Source organism: Plantibacter sp. CFBP 13570 (genome assembly GCF_014841395.1).
In the GTDB taxonomy this organism is placed as follows: domain Bacteria; phylum Actinomycetota; class Actinomycetes; order Actinomycetales; family Microbacteriaceae; genus Plantibacter; species Plantibacter auratus.
Window position 1 is genome coordinate 1 of record NZ_JACYTW010000049.1, and the last position, 18,201, is coordinate 18,201.

Genomic DNA, 18,201 nt, shown 5'->3' on the forward strand with positions numbered 1-18,201 from the left:
GCCTCGGCAGCGGCCGCGCTCCCGGCTGTCAGGGCGGTGGTGCCGACGATGGCGACCGCCAGGAGGCCGGCGGCGAGACCGCCCCGCCGCAGGACGGCGGCACCTCCATCCGGTGTCGATCGGTCGGGTCGTCTCGTCGCTCGTCGCATGCTGCGGCGTCCTTTCACGTCATCGTGGGGTGCTGCGTTTGGATCGGTCCCTGAGCCTGTCGAAGGGCGGGAAGCGGTTCGGTGGCCCTTCGACAAGCTCAGGGACCGGGGTTGAGGTCAGGGACCGGGGTGGTGCGGTCGGCGCCGCGTCTGTGCGGGCGACGCCGACCGGATCGTGGGCGGCTAGAACTCGGTCGGGCCGAGCGAAGGGCGGGCGAGGAAGGAGAGCGTCGGCGTCGTGAGCGCATGGAACTCGAACACCGTGAAGCGGTTCTCCCCGGCACGGAGCTGGCCGCCCGGGACGTACAGCGTGTGCTGCGGCCCTCGCGACCAGTAGCGGCCGAGCAGGAAGCCGTTCACCCAGACGAGCCCCTTGCCCCAGGCCGCGGTGTCGAGGAACAGGTCGGTGGGCGCGTCGAGCGTGACGGTGGCGGTGAGCAGGACCGGCCCGGCACCGCTGATCGTGGCGCCGGACGTCCGCGTGGCTGCGGCGTCCACGACGGCGTCGAGGCGGTCGAGGGCCACGGGCGCGATGCCCCACGACGTGAGTTCCACGTCGTCGAGCGACACGGGCCCGATGATCCCCTTCGGCTCCCCCAGGCGCTTGCCGTAGTTCACGCGGCCCTGGTTCTCGAGGAGGAGTTCGAGCGTCTCACCCGCCGGGATCACGATCGACCGCTCCTTGAACTCGCGGGTGAGCGCGCCGACCGGCACGCCGTCGACGGAGACGACCACGCGGTCGCGCACCTCGGCGAACCGGAGCACCCCGCCGCGTCCACCGAGCGACGCCCGGTATCGCGCCAGACCGCTGAACGCTCCGAGTTCGTCCATCGTGGGGATCCGGTCGAACGCCTGGAGCGGCGCGATCTCGTCGGCCACGTCCGCGAACGGGACCTCCTGCTCGAAGGACGCGGTGAACGCCGGGGCGTCCGTCGCCGCCGGTGGGATCTCCGTCGGTACCTCGGCGTACTTCGCGATCACGTCGCGGAAGGCGAAGAATTTCTCCGTCGGGTGGCCGGCCTCGTCGAGGGGCGCGTCGTAGTCGTAGGAGGTGACGTGCGAGCGGTACTGCCCCTTGTCGTTCGCGCCACCGGTGAACCCGAAGTTCGTGCCGCCGTGGAACATGTAGATGTTCACGGACGCGCCCGCCGCGAGGAGGGCGTCGAGGTCCGCCGCCGTCTCCGCGATAGGCGTCGTGTGGTGGTGCTCGCCCCAGTGGTCGAACCAGCCGTCCCAGAACTCCGAGCACATGAGCGGCCCGGTCGGCTGGTGTTCCCGCAGGGTCGCGAGGCGTTCGAGCGAGCGGCTGCCGAAGGAGCCGGTCTTGTGGAGTTCGGGGATGCTGCCGTCCTCGAGCATCTGGGCCGTGGGCTGATCGACGGTCGTCAGCGGCACCGTGATGCCGAGCTCGCGGGTCCAGTCGGTCAGCGTGCGGAGGTAGTCGTGGTCGTCGCCGTAGGCGCCGTACTCGTTCTCGACCTGCACGAGGATGACGGGACCGCCGCGGTCGATCTGCAGCGGGGCGACGATCGGCAGCAGCGCCTCGAAGTACTCGCGGACGGCGGCCAGGTAGCGAGGCTCGCTGCGACGGAGGCCGAGCTCGGGGTCGTGCAGCAGCCAGCCGGGAAGGCCGCCGTTGTCCCACTCGGCGCAGATGTAGGGGCCGGGACGCACGATCGCGTACATGCCGGCGTCGGCGACGAGGCCGAGGAAGCGTTCGAGGTCGTTCACGCCCGTGGTGTCGAACACGCCGCGCTCGGGGCTGTGCTGGTTCCACGCGACGTAGGTCTCGATGGTGTTGAGGCCCATGAGCTTCGCCTTCGCGATGCGGTCCGCCCACTGCTCGGGGTGCACCCGGAAGTAGTGGAGGGCTCCGGAGAGGATCCGGAACGGCTGACCGTCGAGCAGGAAGTCGTCGGCGCCGATGGAGAAGGTGGGCATGCTGGGGCTCCGTGATGAAGGGGTGCGGATGGAGCGACCACGGCCGGCCGGAGCGGATCCCGGAGGACCCTCCGACCGGCCGCGGTCGATGGTGCTGGTGCTGCAGGTGCCGTTCGGCTACTTGTCGGTGACCGTGAAGCCCTGCGTGTTGCCGTACTCGACGAGCTGCTTCTGCCAGTCGGCGAGGCCGTCGTTCAGGTCGGCCTTGTTCGCGTAGGACTGTCCGACGGTGTCGGCGAAGATGCTGTTCGCGTAGACCTGGTACGGCAGGTACTGCCACCCGGTCGACACGTCCTTCGCGCCCTGCACGAGGACCTCGTTGATCTTCTGGCCACCGAAGTACTCGGGAGCCGCGGAGAGGAACTCGTCGGAGTTCAGGTCGGCGGTCGTCGCCGGGAAGCCACCGTTGTCGAGGAAGACCTTGACGCTGTCCTCGTCATTGTTCAGCCACTTGAGGAAGCCCGCGGCGAGCGCCGGGTTCTTGCTCTGCTTCAGCACGACCTGGCCACCGCCACCGTTCTCGGCGTTGGCGGGCTTGCCGTCGTAGGTCGGGATCGGGGCGACGCGCCACTGGCCGGAGCCCTCGGCGACGGACGACTCGAGCACGCCGGGCATCCAGGCGCCCGCGATGAGCGTCGCGATGCTGCCGTTGCCGAGCGACTTGTACCAGTCGTCGCTCCACCCGGGGACGTCGGAGAGCAGGCCGCCTTCGACGAGCGGGTTCCAGGTGTCGGCCCACTTCTTGGCGCCCTCGTCGGCGAGGTTGACACTCACCTTGGTGCCGTCGGCGGTGAACGGATGTCCACCGGCCTGCCAGATCATGCTGGTCGCGAAGCCGGAGTCACCGGAGTCGTTGGTGATGTACTTCGACGGATCGGCCGTGTGCAGCTGTGCGGCTGCCGCGACGTACTCGTCCCACGTGGTCGGCACGGCGATGCCGTACTGGTCGAACACCGTCTTGTTGTAGAACATGGCCATGGGGCCGGAGTCCTGCGGGAGGGCGTAGAGGCCGTCGCCGATGTTGACGGAGCTCCACGGGCCGGGGCTGTAGTCGTCCTTCAGGTCGCCGAAGCCGTAGGCGTTGAGGTCGACGAGGGAGTCGCTGAGCGCGAACTGCGGGATGGCGTAGTACTCGACCTGCGCGACGTCGGGGGCACCCTTACCGGCCTTGATCGCGTTCTGCAGCTTCGTGTACTCGGTGGTGTTGGTGCCGGCGTTGACGAGGTTGACCTTGACCTTGGGGTAGGCCTTCTCGAACGCGGCGACCTGCGCCTCGGCGGAGGGCGTCCAGGACCAGTAGGTGATCTCGCCACCGGCTTCGAGGGCGGATTCGATGTCCTTGGCGTCGCCAGAGGCGGTGCTGCCGCCGCCGGACGAGCAGGCGACGAGCGAGGCTCCGATCATCGCGGACGCGACGGCCGCCGTGGCCGCGCGGCGCAGAACCGTGCGAGACGGTGAGATGCGCTTCATGGGTGTTTCCTTTCACTGCGTTGGGAGGAGGAGGTGATGCCCCGGTCCCTGAGCCTGTCGAAGGGCGGAGGTGGTGCCCTTCGACAAGCTCAGGGACCGGTTGGTGATGCGGGTGGTGCGGGTTGGGAACGGCGGGGATCAGCCCTTGACGCTGCCGGCGCTGAGGCCCGACTGCCAGAAGCGCTGCAGGAAGAGGAACGCGACGACGATCGGGACGATGGTCAGGAGCGATCCGGTGATCACGAGGTTGAAGATCGGCTGCGCGGCGACACCGGTGGCCTGGGCGCTCCACTGGCTGAGACCGACGGTGAGCGGATACCAGGTGGGCTCCGACAGCATGATGAGCGGCAGGAAGTAGTTGTTCCAGGTCGCGACGATCGCGAAGAGGAGCACCGTGACGATGCCGGGGCCGAGGAGTCGCAACGAGATCGTGAAGAAGGTGCGGAACTCCCCCGCGCCGTCCATGCGGGCGGCCTCGAGCAGCTCGGTCGGGACCGCGTCCACCGCGTACGTCCAGATGAGGTACAGGCCGAAGGGACTGACGAGCGAGGGCAGGATGACCGCCCACGGCGTGTTCGTCAGGCCGAGCTGGCTGAACATCAGGAACGTCGGGACGGCGAGCGCTGTGCCCGGCACCGCGATGGAGCCGAGGATGATCGCGAACACGGCGCGCTTGCCCGGGAACCGGAACTTGGCGAGGCCGTAGCCGCCGATCGTCGCGAGGAGCGTCGCCCCACCGGCACCGACCACCACGTAGAGCAGTGTGTTGCCGAACCAGCCGACGAACTGCCCGTCGCGGTAGGTGAGCGTGTCGACGATGTTCTGCCAGAGGTTGAACCCGCCGTCGCCGAACCAGAGGCCGAAGGAGGAGAAGAGGTCGGGCTGGGACTTCGTCGCGTTGATGACGAGCCACAGGATCGGGACGACCGAGTAGATGAGGAAGACGGCCATGACGATCGTGAGGACGATCGAGCGCTTGCGGCGCGGGTCGTGGCGCTTCCGGGTGGGCCGGTCGAAGGCACGCGGGTTGCGGGCGGTCCGGGTCGACACGGTCTGCGGGCGGACGGTCGGGTTCGAGACGGTGGCCATCAGCTGTTCTCCTGTCGGGAGCCGCGCACCTGCACGACGTAGGCGATGACGGCGGTGATGACGCCCATGATGATCGCGACCGTCGCCGCGAGGTTGAACTGCTGACCGGCGAAGGACAGGTTGTAGGCGTACATGTTCGGGGTGAAGTTGCTCGTGATCACGTTGGGCGCGAGGTTCTTCAGCAGGTTCGGCTCGTTGAAGAGCTGGAACGACCCGATGACGGAGAAGATCGTGGCGATGACGAGCGCTCCGCGGAGGGCGGGGATCTTGATGCTGAAGACGGTGCGGAACTGTCCGGCCCCGTCGATCTCGGCCGCCTCGTAGATCTCACCGGGCACGACGCGGAGGGCGGCGTAGAAGATGAGCATGTTGTAGCCCATGAACTCCCACGTCACGATGTTGCCGATGGACGCGAGGACGGCCTGGGAGCTGAACGGCTCGAGGATCTGGGCACCGACGAGGTCGTTGAAGCTGCCGGCGAGACCGAACTGGTCGCCGTAGATGAAGCCCCAGATGAGCGCCGCGACGACGCCCGGGACGGCGTACGGCAGGAAGAGCGCGATACGGAAGAAGGCGGCGCCGTGGAGCCTGGCGCTGTCGAGCGCGAGTGCGGCGGTGAGCGACAGGGCGAGCATGATCGGCACCTGCACGACGAAGAACAGTGCGACGCGACCGAACGGCTCCCAGAACTTCGGGTCCTGGAGCACCTGGGCGTAGTTCTCGAAACCGACGAAGGCGTTGCCGCCGATGAGCTTCTCTTGGAAGAAGCTGAGGTACAGCGCGTAGACGAGGGGCGCGATGATCATCAGCGCGAAGACGATCATGAAGGGGGCGATGAACGCCCAGCCCTTCCAATCCCGGCGGTCGCGTCGGTGGACACGGACCGCTGGTGGCCGGCCGGTGCGAGCGGTCGTAGTGGTCATGGGCAGCTTCCTTGCTGGGATTCGGGCGGAACCGTCGTGCGGTGGAGCCGTGCGGGGGAGGGATCGCGGTGGATGTTTACGTCAACATCTGATCGGTACCATAGCATGTTCACGTCAACATGCAAGGATGGATGCGACGATAGGGAGACCATGACGGACACCACCCGGAGAGCGCCTGGCCGCGCCAGGCGAGCACCGTCGATGGCGGACGTCGCGGCGCACGCCGGCGTCTCCTCCCAGACCGTCTCCCGTGTCGCGAACGGGCTGACCAACGTGGACGACGGCACCCGCGACCGCGTGCTCGAGGCGATGACCGAGCTCGGCTACCGCCCGAACAAGGCCGCGCGGGCGCTGCGATCGGGGCGCACCCGCAGCATCGGGATCACGATGTTCACGCTCTCCTCCTACGGCAACATGCGCACGCTCGACGCGATCACGGTCCAGGCCGCGCGGGCCGGATACTCGGTCACGGTCGTCCCCGTCGAGTACCCGACGCAACGCGACGTCGCGGTCGCCCTCGACAGCCTCCGCGAGCAGGACGTCGACGGACTCATCATCGTCATCGAGTCGCACATCGTCGACGGCGCGGACGTCGAACTCCCCTCCGGCCTGCCCGTCGTCGTCATCGACTCCGCGGCTCGCACCGACTACCCGGTGGTGGACAACGATCAGGCGCAGGGCGCGGCACTCGCCACCCAGCACCTCCTCGACCTTGGACACCAGGGCGTCTGGCACATCGCCGGCCCCCGCACGTCGTACTCGGCGGCCCGTCGCGAGCAGAGCTGGGCCGACACGCTGCGCGAGGCCGGGATCACGCCGCCGCCCGCGTTCCGTGGCGACTGGTCGACGACCTCGGGGTACGAGATCGGCCTCGAGATCGCCGAGCGCCCGGAGATCACGGCCGTGTTCGCCTCGAACGACCAGATGGCGCTCGGGCTCCTCCGTGCCCTGCACGAGCGCGGGCGTGCCGTGCCGGAGTCGATCAGCGTCGTCGGCTTCGACGACACCCCGGAGTCGGACTCGTTCTGGCCGCCGCTCACGACGGTGCACCAGGACTTCGACGAGATCGGACGCCGGGCGATCACCACGCTCCTCCGCGAGATCGAGGAGGGCCCGCAGCTCTCCACCGAGCCCCTCACGCCGACGTCCCTCGTCGTCCGCGCGAGCACGGCTTCCCCGCCCGCGCGCTGAGGCGAGCGAGACACTCCACGCGGTCATTGAGCCTGTCGAAATGCCCACGGCGACACCTCGACCAGCTCGGCGAACGAAGCCCCGGTCATTGAGCCTGTCGAAATGCCAGCTCCGCACTTCGACAGGCTCAGTGACCGGCGTAGGGGCCCCAGTGACCGGCGTAGGGGTCCCAGTGACCTGCGCAGGGGCCTCAGCCGGAACGGACCGGAATGGGGCCGCAATGACCGGACCCGCCTTGACACCCGAGCGAGGGGTCGCCCATACTCGTCGGAAATGTTGACGTGAACACGGGGGTTCGACGCCGCCGAATGTTCACGTGAACATCCCCTGCACCACGGCCTCCAACGAAGGAACCACCGATGACACTGCCGTCACCAGTCCGCCGACGAACGATCGGAGCGACCGTCGCCGTCGCCCTCGGCATCGCCGCGATCGCCCCAGCACTCGCCACCGTGGAGGCCGCACCTGCGGCCGCCGCGGAGAGCACTCCCCTCACCATCACCCCCAACCCGGCTTACCAGAACGAGGCGTTCGAAGGCTGGGGCACGAGCCTCGTCTGGTTCGCCAACGCCACAGGCGATTACCCGGCGGACGTCCGTCAGGACCTCTTCGACAAGGTGTTCGGTGAGGACGGTCTCAACCTCAACATCGCCCGCTACAACATCGGTGGCGGCAACGCCAGCGACGTCCCGCCCTACCTGCGGGCCGGCGGCGCGGTCGACGGCTGGTGGAACCCGGACCCCGCCACGAGCGACGCCGACGGCCCCATCACCTCCGACTACGCCGACCGCGACCGCTACGCCGCCGCCTGGGACGCCGACGACCCGGCCTCCTACGACTTCGACGCCGATGAGACCCAGCGCTGGTGGCTCACGGCGCTCAAGGACAAGATCACCAAGTGGGAGGCGTTCAGCAACTCCCCGCCCTACTTCATGACCGAGAGCGGCTACGCCTCAGGCAACTTCAACGCCGCCGACGAGCAGCTGAAGCCGGAGAGCGTCGACGACTTCGTCGCCTACCTCACCACCGTCGTCGACCATCTCGAGGCCGACACCGGTATCGACTTCGACACCATCGACCCCTTCAACGAGCCGAACACGAACTACTGGGGCACCCAGATCGACGAGGCCACCGGTTGGCCGAAGGGCGGACGCCAGGAGGGTGCGCACATCGGCCCGGCCATGCAGGACGCCGTCATCAAGGCCCTCGCCGAGCGCCTCGCCGCCGAGGGCACCTCGACCGAGGCCGCCATCGCGGCCATGGACGAGACGAACCCGGGCATCTTCGCGACCAACTGGAACGGCTGGTCGCAGACCGCCAAGGACCTCGTCACGCAGCTCAACGTCCACAGCTACGGCCAGGGCGGCAGCGTCGTCGCGCGCGACATCGCGAAGACCGCCGGCAAGCCGCTGTGGATGAGCGAGGTCGAGGGCAACTGGGACTCCAGCGGCAAGCACAACCTCACGAACATCGACAACGGCATCGGTATGGCGACGCACCTCATCGACGACCTCCGCAACCTGGAGTCGACCGCGTGGGTGCTCTGGCAGCCCGTCGAGGACCTCTACAACATGGAGAAGGTCGAGAAGCTCAACTGGGGCAGCGTCCTCATCGACTTCGACTGCAACGCGGAGGGCGACTCCGAGCGACGCATCGCCGACGGCGACGCCGACCCGAGCTGCTCGGTGAAGACGAACGCGAAGTACAACACGCTCCGCAACTTCACCCACTACGTGCAGCCCGGTGACCGCCTCATCCCGTCCACCGACACGCAGACCACCACGGCGCTCCGTGCCGACGGCACCGGTGCGACCCTCGTGCACGCCAACCCGTCGACCTCCGCTCGGACGATCACCATCGACCTGTCGAAGTTCGCGGACATCGCTCCCGGCGCGACGGTCACGCCGATCGTGACGACGGAGTCCCCCGCGGACGACGTCACCGCCAACGCACTCGTGCAGGGCGACGCCGTGTCGATCGACCCGGTGACCAAGCAGGCGACGCTCACCGTCCCGGCGAAGTCGGTCACCACCTTCCTCGTCGACGGCGCGACCGGTGTCGCAGCCGACGCGGCACCGTTCCAGGACGGACACGCCTACCAGCTCGTCGGCAAGCAGAGCGCGAAGGCGTTCACCGCATCCACCACGACCGGGACCGTCCCGGCCGGCACGATCACCCCGCGTGCCTCCGATGCCACGACCGGTGCCGCACAGGTGTGGACCACCGAGCTCCTCTCGGGTGGCGGCACGAACACCGACCGCTACGCCGTCCGCAGCTCGTCCGGGGCACTCCTCTCCGCGAACTCCGCCGGCACCTCGCTCGTCGCTGCGACGCGGGAACAGGCTGCGGCCGACCCCTCGCTGCAGTGGATCCCGACGACGACCAACGGCTCCGAATGGAGCCTCGTGAACGTCGGCACCAGCCAGGCCCTCGAGGTGGGCGGGCAGTCCACCACCACGGGCGCCGCCGTCGGCGTCTACCAGTCGAACAACGGCGCGAACCAGACCTGGAACTTCGTCGACACCGCCCTCACGGGGGTGCAGCCGGTCACGCTGCAGACCGTCGCCGGTGTTCCGGCGGCGCTGCCCGCGACCGTGGTCCCGCTGTACGGCGCGGTCCAGGGCGCTCAGGTGCCGGTCACGTGGGACACCTTGGCCGTGGACTGGAACACGCCGGGCACGATCGTCGTGAACGGTTCGGGCACCGACGGGTGGGGTGCGGCGTTCACCGCGCAGGCCACCGTCGACATCGGCGGCTTCACGACTACCGAGCCGGTCTCCCTGACGGTCGCCGCGGGGTCCCCGGCGAGCGCCGTCATCGCTGCGTCACCCACCACGGTCCCGGCGCAGATCGGCGCGAGCACCAACCGCTTCGACACGGCCGTCACGTGGAACTTCAGCACCCTCGACGACGCCGACCTCGCCGACACCGGTGTGGTGCAGGTGCGCGGCGCGGCTGCGTCGAACGACCCGGCCGCGGCACCGATCGACGCACTCCTGTCGATCATCGTCACGGCGCCCGGCGAGCGGAACATCGCGCCGGACGCCACGACCGTCGCGAGCGCGACGTCCACCGAGTCCGGCTACCCCGCGAGCAACACGAAGAACGGTGTGCGGAACGACAAGGGCTGGTCGAACTGGCGCTCGTCGAACAAGCCGGCGAGCGACACCCTGAGCTACGAGCTCGGCGGTGAGCACACGATCGAGCACGTCACCTTCTACGCCTACAAGGACGGGAGCACCAACAGCTGGCCGAGCGCTTTGACCGTGCAGGTCCGCGACGCCGACGGCGCGTGGATCGACGCTCCGGGTGGGGCGGTCGCCGTGCCGGTCCCGACCGATGGGACGGCGCCGATCGTCGACGTCGACCTCGGTGGCGTCCGTACGAGTGCGGTCCGTGTCGTGATGACGGCGTACGCGAACACCCACCTGGTCGTCTCGGAGGTCGAGATCTACGCGCTCGCACCCTCGGTCGCGACCGAGGCGAGCCTCGCCGCGCTGCGGGTGAACGGCACGCCGGTCGAGGGCTTCGATGCAGGCGTCCTCGAGTACGAGGTGCCGCTGGCAGGGTCCGCCGACCCGGTGGTCGACGCCATCCCGGCCGACCGCGACGCGACGGTGACGATCGAGCCGCTCGAAGCAGCACCCGCGGCTGCGGCCCGTGCTGCGGCTGACGCGACCGACGGTGTCGTCATCACGGTGACGGCGGCCGACGGGGTGACCACGCAGTCGACGACCATCACCTTCGCCCGGACGGCGGTCGCGACCGCGACGCTGTCGAGCGTGGCCCGCGAGGGTGTCCCGACGACCGCGGCAGTCGTCGTGGACCCGGAGGACGCGGCGGTGGTCTACGCCTGGCTGCTCGACGACGAGGTCGTGGACGGTGCCGACACGGCGACGTTCACGCCGCCCGCCGGCAGTGCGGGTGCCGCGCTCGCGGTGCGGGTCACGGTCTCGGCCGATGGCTTCGCGCCGGTCGAGACGACGTCCACGCCGGTGACGGTGCTCGCCGCCGCGGTGGACCCGGGGACCGATCCCGGCACCGACCCGGGGACGAATCCCGGGACCGGTCCCGGCACGGGCTCCGGTGATGGCGCGGTCGGTGGCGGTGACGGCACGAGCTCCCCCTCGGGCGGTTCGGCCGCCGGAACCGACTCGCTGTCGCGCACCGGTGTGGATGTGTCGAGCATCGGGCTCGTCGCGCTGCTCCTCGGCCTCGTCGGCTTCGCCTCGGTGCTGCTCGCGCGTCGCCGCCGCTCCGCCGAGTAGGTCACTGCTGATGAACCCCGTCACCCGTCGTCGCGGGTGGCGGGGTTCGTCGCGTGTCGGCAGACGCGCGGTTCCCCGAGGACACTTCGACAAGCTCAGTGACCGGAACGGTTCCACGCTCGACACGAAACGGTTCCCCGAGGACACTTCGACAAGCTCAGTGACCGGAACGGTTCCACGCTCCCTGAGCCTGTCGAAGGGCCCACGAGTAACCACGCACGACACGAAACGGTTCCCCGAAGACACTTCGACAAGCTCAGTGACCGGAGCCCTTCCCGCGGAGAGACCCGCTCCCTGAGCCTGTTGAAGGGCCCACGAGGAAACCCCGCCGTCCGAGATGACTCGGGCGGCGGGGCTTCGTGGTGCAGGGTGACTACTCGGCGTCGAGGTCCGTCTCGAGGAGACCGGCGAGCTCGGCGAGCGCCTCGTCGGCACCCTCGCCCTCAGCGCGGAGGGTGACGACGTCGCCGTTGGTGGCGCCGAGGCTCATGATCGTGAGGATGCTCGAGGCGTCGAGCGGGCCCGAGTCGCCGAGCTCGATCGTGACGGGCACCGGCTGGCGCTTGACCGTCTCGATGAAGAGCTTGGCGGGGCGGGCGTGCAGCCCGACGCGGCTGGCGATGGTGGCTTGGCGTTCGGCCATGATGATGCTCCTTCTGCGGTTCGGTTGGTGCCGGCCGGACCAGTGGATCAGGTCAGGCTGTGGATCGGACGGGTACGGATCAGACGGTCGCGGGTGCCGTGGCGACCGCCGGGGCTGCCTTGTCGACACCCTCCACCGGACGACGACGGGCGAACCGCTTCAGCAGGATGACCGCGATCGCGGTGATGACGGTTCCGACGGCGACCGACAGGATGAACATCCCGATGTTCCCGATGGCGAAGAACACGAAGATGCCACCGTGCGGTGCCTGCGAGGTGACGCCGGTCGCCATGATGAGCGCGCCGGTGGCGGCACCACCGAGGATCGACGCGGGGATGACGCGGAACAGGTCGGCCGCGGCGAACGGGATCGCACCCTCGCTGATGAACGCGGCACCGAGCAGCCAGGCTGCCTTGCCGTTCTCCCGCTCGACCGCGGTGAACGAACGACGGCTGAGGACGGTCGAGGCGAGTGCCATCGCGAGCGGCGGCACCATGCCGGCGGCCATCACGGCGGCCATGATCTGCCACGGTGCCTGGTTGGCGAGCGTTCCCGCACCGAGACCGGCGACGGCGAACGAGTACGCGACCTTGTTGACGGGGCCACCGAGGTCGAACGCCATCATCGTGCCGAGGATCACGCCGAGCAGGATCGCGGAGACACCGGTGAGGCCGGAGAGCCAGGAGTTGAGCCCGCCCATGAGTGCGGCGATCGGGCCGCCGAGGACGAGGATCATGAGGCCGGACGCGACGATCGAGCCGATCAGCGGGATGATCACGACGGGCATCAGCCCACGCAGCCACCGCGGCACGTTCAGGCGACCGAGGCCGTAGGCGACACCACCGGCGAGCAGACCACCGACGAGTCCACCGAGGAAGCCGGCGCTCATGAGGAGGGCGACGGCACCGGCGACGAACCCGGGCGCGATGCCCGGTCGGTCGGCGATGGCGTAGGCGATGTAGCCGGCGAGGGCCGGGACGAGGAACGCCATCGAGGCGTTGCCGATGGAGAATGCGACGGCACCGAGGTAGGCACCGAGTCCGCCGGCCGGCAGGTTGACGAGGCTGTTCTCGACGATGATCTTGCCGGCGTTCTCGGTGATGTTGTATCCACCGAGGAGGAAGCCGAGGGCGATGAGCAGACCGCCACCCGCGACGAACGGGATCATGTAGCTGACGCCGGTGAGCAGCCAGCGCTTGATCGACTGACCGACGTTGGCGTCCTTCTTGTCCGACGTCGATGCGGAGGCGTCACCGGCGGCTGCGGCGACCCGCGGGGCGTTCGGGTTCGAGATCGCGGCGACCGCGTCGTTGATGAGCTGTTCCGGGGCGTCGATGCCGCGCTTCACGGGAGCCTTGATGACGGGCTTCCCGGCGAAGCGGGTGACGTCGCGGACGTCCACGTCGACGGCGAAGATGACCGCCTGTGCCTTCGCGACGACGTCGGCGGGCAGCGGGGTCGCACCGGAGGCGCCCTGCGTCTCGACATGGAGCTCGACACCGAGGCGCTTCGCGGTGGCGGCGAGCGAGTCGGCCGCCATGTAGGTGTGGGCGATGCCCGTCGCACACGAGGTGACCGCGATGAGCACGGGCCGGGCGGCCTGGTCGCCGGCCTCGACGGGAGCCGTCGCGGCGCGCTCGGCTGCAGGAGCCGACGCCGGCTTGGGCGCGTCGCTGAGTGCACCATCGACGAGTGCGACCACCGCGGCGGCGTCGGGCGCCTCACGCAGTGAGGTCACGAACTCGGGCTTGATGAGCGAGCGGGCGAGCTTCGACAGGAGGGCGAGGTGCGCCTGGTCGGCGCCGTCCGGGGCCGCGATGAAGAAGAGGAGGTCGGCCGGGCCGTCGTCGGAACCGAAGTCGACGAGCGGCGAGACACGGGCCATCGCGAGCGTCGGCTCGGTGACGGCGGCTGAACGGCAGTGCGGGATCGCGATGCCGCCGGGGATGCCGGTGTCGGTCTTACTCTCCCGCGCCCAGGCGTCGGCGAAGAGGGCCTCGGTGTCGGTGGCACGGCCGGCGCGGACGACGAGCTCGGCGAGCGCGCGGATGACACCCGCGCGGTCGGTGCCGAGGTCGGCGTCGAGGGCGACGAGCCCTGGGGTGATGAGTGGGGTGGACATCTGGGTTCTCCTTCGAAACGGATGCTGGTGCTTCGGGTGGTCGGGGCGGCCCTTCGACAAGCTCAGGGACCGGGGTGGGCGGTCAGGGACCGGGGTGGGCGGTCAGGGACCGGGGTGGGCGGTCAGGGACCGGGGTGGGCGGTCAGGGGGCGGAGGGGATCCGCTGCGGGAGCTGGACGACGTCGATGGCGGCGGCGTCCGTCCCGCTGAGCGCCGGTACGTCGCTGCCCGGGAGTGCCGCGGCTGCGGCTCCGTGGGCGACGGCCTGCGCGAGGCGTGCTGCAGGTGCGAGACCTGCGGTTCGGGCGATCAGGTAGCCGGCGAGGGAGGAGTCCCCTGCGCCGACGGTGCTGCGCGCGACGATCTTCGGGGCCCGGGCCGACCAGGCGGTGTCGCCCTCCACGAGCACGGCGCCTCGGGAGCCGAGCGTGACGAGGACGGCGGCGACCGGGCCGGGTCGGTCCGTAGAGCCGATGAGCGTGGCGGCGACGGATGCGGCGAGCGCCGGGTCCGCCTCGATCTCGTCGCCGGACGCCGTGCCGGTGAGTTCGGCGAGTTCGGCACCGTTCGGCTTGATGAGGTCGACGCGTTCCCCGGTGGCGGCGAAGGCGGCGAGGAGGGCTGCGAGCGGCTCCCCCGAGCTGTCGACGGCGACGAGCGGGCGGGTGCCGTCGGTGAGGGCGCGAGCGGCCCGGACGATCCGTGCGTAGAAGTCGGCCGGCAGCCCGGGCGGCAGCGAACCGGCGATGACGAGCCACTCGGCACTCGCGGCGGCACGCGCGGTCGCGTCGACGAGGCGTGCCGCGTCGTCCTCGGTGAGGAGCGGACCCGGCTCGTTGATCTTGGTCGTGGTGCCGTCGGGCTCGGTCAGCGTGATGTTGCGGCGCACGGGCTGCCCGGTCGGGACGGCGAGGACGTCGATGCCCTGCGCGCGGAGCGACTCGATCATCGGGTCGGTCGATTCGCCGGGGAGGACGGCGATGGTCGCCAGCTCGGCGGCGGCGATGGCCCGGGAGACGTTGACGCCCTTGCCGCCCGGCTGCTCCCGGCTGGCGAGGGCACGGAGGACCTCGCCGCGCTCGACGACACCGGGGAGCTCCACCGTGTGGTCGAGCGAGGGGTTGGCGGTCAGGGTGATGATCATGCGACGACCACCTCGACACCCGCAGCCTCGAGGGCGTCCCCGAGCGTCGTCGGAACGACCTCGTCGGTGATGACGGTGTCGATCTCGTCGAGGGCGGCGAAGCGGATGAGCGCTTCCTCACCGAGCTTGGCGGCGTCGGCGAGCACGACGGCCCGGCGCGAACCGCGGACGATCGCCGACTTCACTGCGCCCTCGAGCTCGTCCGGCGTGCTGAGGCCGAAGTCGGCACTGACCCCGTTGGCGCCGACGAAGGCGATGTCGGGGCGGAACCGGCCGAGCTCGTCGACGGTCGTGCTGCCGACCGCCGCGCTGGTGATGCCACGGACGCGGCCACCGAGCAGGTGCAGTTCGACGTGGTCGCAGTGGTGGAGCGTCGCGGCGATCGGGACGGAGTTGGTGATGACCGTGAGCGTCTGGCCGGCGGTGGCCGGGCGCCAGGTGACGAGGAGGTCGGCGAGGTGGGCCGTGGTCGTCCCGGCGTCGATGACGATCGAGCCGCTGAACGTCGCCGGGATGAGCCTGAGGGCCGCACGGGCGATCGTCGCTTTCGCGTCGCTCCGCTGGCCCTGGCGATCGGCGAGGCTGGCCTCGGCGACGGAAGCACGTGCTGCGGAGACGGCACCGCCATGGACGCGGCGCAGGACACCGGAGGTTTCGAGCTGGTCGAGGTCGCGACGGATCGTCTCAGCGGTGACGCCCAGCTCACGGGAGACGTCCGCGACGGAGACCCGTCCGCTCGTCTTCACCCGGCTGGTGATGTGCTCGTGCCGCTCCGTCGCGTACATGCGTCGTCCTTGACCTTCGTTTCCGGTGTTGCAGGCTTGCAGTGCGAAGAAAGTATCACACAAACACAGAGAAACACAGATCCACTTCTACGCCGGACCCTGAGCTTGTCGCAGGGCAGCAACCATCCCGGTCCCTGAGCCTGTCGAAGGGCAGCAACCACCCCCCGGTCCCTGAGCCTGTCGAAGGGCAGCAACCACCCCGGTCCCTGAGCCTGTCGAAGGGCGCACTTCGACAGGCTCAGTGGCCGATGAGGTGGGCGGCTCAGTGACCGATCAGCGAGGTCGGTCGGCAGCGGGTCAGGGCGCGAGGGCCGGGACCGGCAAAGGGGTGGCGGTCGGCGCAACCGTGGCGCCGACCGCCGGTTCGTCTCGCACCCGAACGCGCGAGACGGCTGGTGTCACGACGGCGAACCGGCCGACGTCGTGACAGGTCTCTCCGCTGCTTCGCGCTCCGGCAGCAGTTGGCGGAGCACTCCCCCGGCGTGCGACGCCCACCGACCGACGGCGACCCAGCTGCGGTCGCGGACGAACAGCAGGTCGAGCGCGATCATCGCGAGCGAGAACGGCCACAGTCCGAGGAACAGGCCGATACCGAGGTGCATGAGGATCGTGAAGCCGAGTGCGAGGATCCGCGTGGGCCGCCACAGGATCAGCACCGGGAACAGCAACTGCACCCAGACGGACAGGAACGTCGCCACCCAGACGAACGGTCCGAGCTGCCAGGCGAGGTCGCTCAGCGCGGGGAACGGCCGGAACACGTCGAGGACGAGCGAGTAGTAGAACGCGGTCCCCTCACGCCACTCGGGACCCATGAGCTTGTAGATGCCGGAGTTCACGTAGACGAGCATGATCTGGTACGCGCAGAGGAGGACCGCGGTGTAGTTGGCGGCGTTCGCGAGCCATGCCGGGATCGCGAACCGACCGCGCAGGATCGGCCGCGGCGCTCGACCCCGCCGCTTGGTGAGCCAGGCGTCGACCGACCAGTGACGCGACAGATCCGCGAATACCAGGAACAGCAGCGTGATGCGGATGATCGTGTCGCCGCCGTTGGTCAGCACCGTGCTGTTGGTCGCGAGCCCCACCCAGAACACGAGCAGGACGGGCGTGACGAACCGGGTCTGCCAGCCGACGAGGAACAGCAGGCCGAGCACGATGAGCACCCCGTACGCGAGGTCGAAGACGAAGGCGCTGTCCTTCGTGAAGACGAGCTCGAACAGCGGGAACCAGGCGCGGCGGTTCGCCTCCGGGTCGACCCACTTCGATGCGACGCCCCAGAGGTAGTGGCGGTCGGCGAGACTCGTGAACAGGAAGCTGACGATTGCGACACCGTAGAGGATCCGGAGCGCGGAGAGGCTGTAGCCGGCGTGCTTGGCACCTGTGACCCAGCCGGCGAACCGGTCGAACCCGGCACGGACGGCGTTCATCGTGCACCCCCGTACCGGGTGATGACGTCCCGGTAGACGGCGAGGGTCTCCGGGTCGATGACGTCGTCGACGTGCCGCCAGCCGAAGGTGACGGCGGTGTCGTCGAACTGCTGCTCCTCGGAGAAGCGGTTCTCGAAGTCGTTCGGGCGGGTGCGGTCGATCCGCCACCGGACGCGCTCGACGTCCTGGTCGAAGTACGCCGTGGAGAACGCGGTCGCGTACTCCTTGAGCATGTAGTCGTAGCGGAGGAACCGGACGATGTCGCCCTGCCCAGAGCCCGGCGTCGTGCTGACGGCGTCGAGGTCGGCGATGAGCGACTCCGCCGACTGCGCGCGGTACCCGCCGCCATCGGCCCGCTGGATGAAGGTGTCGCGGACGATCTCACGCTGCTGAGCGTCGAGAGCGAGGTAGCGGGCGTTGTAGGCGAGCATCGCGTTCCACGAGGACTTCTGGATCCGCGAGGGCTCTGCGTGGCCGGGGACCGCCTGCTGCTCGAGCTTCGTGACGTTCACCCAGTCGGACTTCACGAGCATCCCGTCGGCGTCGCGCCACTGCGCCTGGACGGAGAAGGTGATGTTCGTCTTCATGATGCTCGGCGCGAAGACGTTCCACTTCTGCGTGAAGTACGGGCCCGCCGCGGCGACGACGGCACCACGGACGGGTGTGGTCGGCGAGACGATGACGAGGGTGCCGGCGACGTAGACACCGACGAGGGCGATCGAGACCGCGGCCGCGATGCGCGCGGCCCGCTTCGGCGGGGCGGCCGGCCCCGGTCCCGGTTCGCCGTTCAGTCTCTGAGCGCCCTTCGGTCCCTGAGCTTGTCGAAGGGTCCCCGCCGAATCCTGCCCTTCGACAGGCTCAGGGACCGGTTGCCCGGCCTCGCGCCCCTCGACGCCATCCGGTCCCTGAGCCCCCTCCGGTCCCTGAGCCCCTTCCGGTCCCTGAGCCTGTCGAAGGGCGTCAGGACGCCCCCCGACGGGTGTGCGTGTGATCGGAGTCACGGTTCCTCCTTGGTGCTGGGTGGTGATGAACCGCGGGGACACCCGTTCGGT

General features: G+C 69.5%; 12 protein-coding genes. 2 read left to right on the forward strand and 10 right to left on the reverse strand.

Going from position 1 to position 18,201, the window contains the following annotated elements:
• Positions 1–332: 332 nt before the first annotated feature.
• The 4 genes from IFT89_RS15015 to IFT89_RS15030 all read right to left on the reverse strand — a co-directional run bounded on the left by IFT89_RS15015 (position 333) and on the right by IFT89_RS15030 (position 5,572).
• A complete protein-coding gene (locus tag IFT89_RS15015) occupies positions 333–2,090 on the reverse strand; it encodes a glycoside hydrolase family 35 protein (protein ID WP_202939359.1) in 1,758 nt (585 codons plus the stop codon).
• A 117-nt stretch (positions 2,091–2,207) separates the two neighbouring features.
• On the reverse strand, positions 2,208–3,560 hold the full coding sequence (locus IFT89_RS15020; protein ID WP_202939360.1) for an ABC transporter substrate-binding protein: 1,353 nt from the start codon (positions 3,558–3,560) through the stop codon (positions 2,208–2,210).
• Positions 3,561–3,698: 138 nt separating this feature from the next.
• The gene (locus IFT89_RS15025) at positions 3,699–4,649 is read right to left on the reverse strand and encodes a carbohydrate ABC transporter permease (protein WP_202939361.1); all 951 of its coding nucleotides are present in this window, start codon (positions 4,647–4,649) and stop codon (positions 3,699–3,701) included.
• Positions 4,649–5,572, reverse strand: a complete 924-nt coding sequence (locus tag IFT89_RS15030) for a carbohydrate ABC transporter permease (RefSeq protein ID WP_064296050.1) — start codon at positions 5,570–5,572, stop codon at positions 4,649–4,651. Before IFT89_RS15030 ends, IFT89_RS15025 begins: the two co-directional genes overlap by 1 nt.
• A 150-nt stretch (positions 5,573–5,722) precedes the next feature.
• Here IFT89_RS15030 and IFT89_RS15035 point away from each other — a divergent pair, with 150 nt between their 5' ends.
• A complete protein-coding gene (locus tag IFT89_RS15035; protein WP_244650750.1) occupies positions 5,723–6,763 on the forward strand; it encodes a LacI family DNA-binding transcriptional regulator in 1,041 nt (346 codons plus the stop codon).
• 359 nt (positions 6,764–7,122) lie between these two features.
• Positions 7,123–11,031, forward strand: a complete 3,909-nt coding sequence (locus tag IFT89_RS15040) for a glycoside hydrolase (protein WP_202939362.1) — start codon at positions 7,123–7,125, stop codon at positions 11,029–11,031.
• A gap of 373 nt (positions 11,032–11,404) precedes the next feature.
• Here IFT89_RS15040 and IFT89_RS15045 read toward each other — a convergent pair whose 3' ends face one another.
• From IFT89_RS15045 to IFT89_RS15070, 6 genes are all read right to left on the reverse strand, one after another.
• Positions 11,405–11,674 carry an HPr family phosphocarrier protein gene (locus tag IFT89_RS15045; RefSeq protein WP_056014456.1) on the reverse strand — a complete coding sequence of 90 codons (270 nt, stop codon included), beginning with the start codon at positions 11,672–11,674 and terminating at the stop codon, positions 11,405–11,407.
• Between the two features lie 79 nt (positions 11,675–11,753).
• On the reverse strand, positions 11,754–13,796 hold the full coding sequence (locus IFT89_RS15050) for a PTS fructose transporter subunit IIABC (RefSeq protein ID WP_194645243.1): 2,043 nt from the start codon (positions 13,794–13,796) through the stop codon (positions 11,754–11,756).
• A gap of 142 nt (positions 13,797–13,938) precedes the next feature.
• Entirely contained in the window at positions 13,939–14,940 is a 1,002-nt protein-coding gene (locus tag IFT89_RS15055) for a 1-phosphofructokinase family hexose kinase (RefSeq protein WP_202939363.1), read from the reverse strand.
• On the reverse strand, positions 14,937–15,725 hold the full coding sequence (locus tag IFT89_RS15060) for a DeoR/GlpR family DNA-binding transcription regulator (protein WP_085512485.1): 789 nt from the start codon (positions 15,723–15,725) through the stop codon (positions 14,937–14,939). Before IFT89_RS15060 ends, IFT89_RS15055 begins: the two co-directional genes overlap by 4 nt.
• A gap of 398 nt (positions 15,726–16,123) precedes the next feature.
• Positions 16,124–17,149, reverse strand: a complete 1,026-nt coding sequence (locus IFT89_RS15065) for an HTTM domain-containing protein (RefSeq protein WP_202939364.1) — start codon at positions 17,147–17,149, stop codon at positions 16,124–16,126.
• On the reverse strand, positions 17,146–18,150 hold the full coding sequence (locus IFT89_RS15070; RefSeq protein ID WP_202939365.1) for a DUF5819 family protein: 1,005 nt from the start codon (positions 18,148–18,150) through the stop codon (positions 17,146–17,148). Before IFT89_RS15070 ends, IFT89_RS15065 begins: the two co-directional genes overlap by 4 nt.
• Positions 18,151–18,201: the final 51 nt, after the last annotated feature.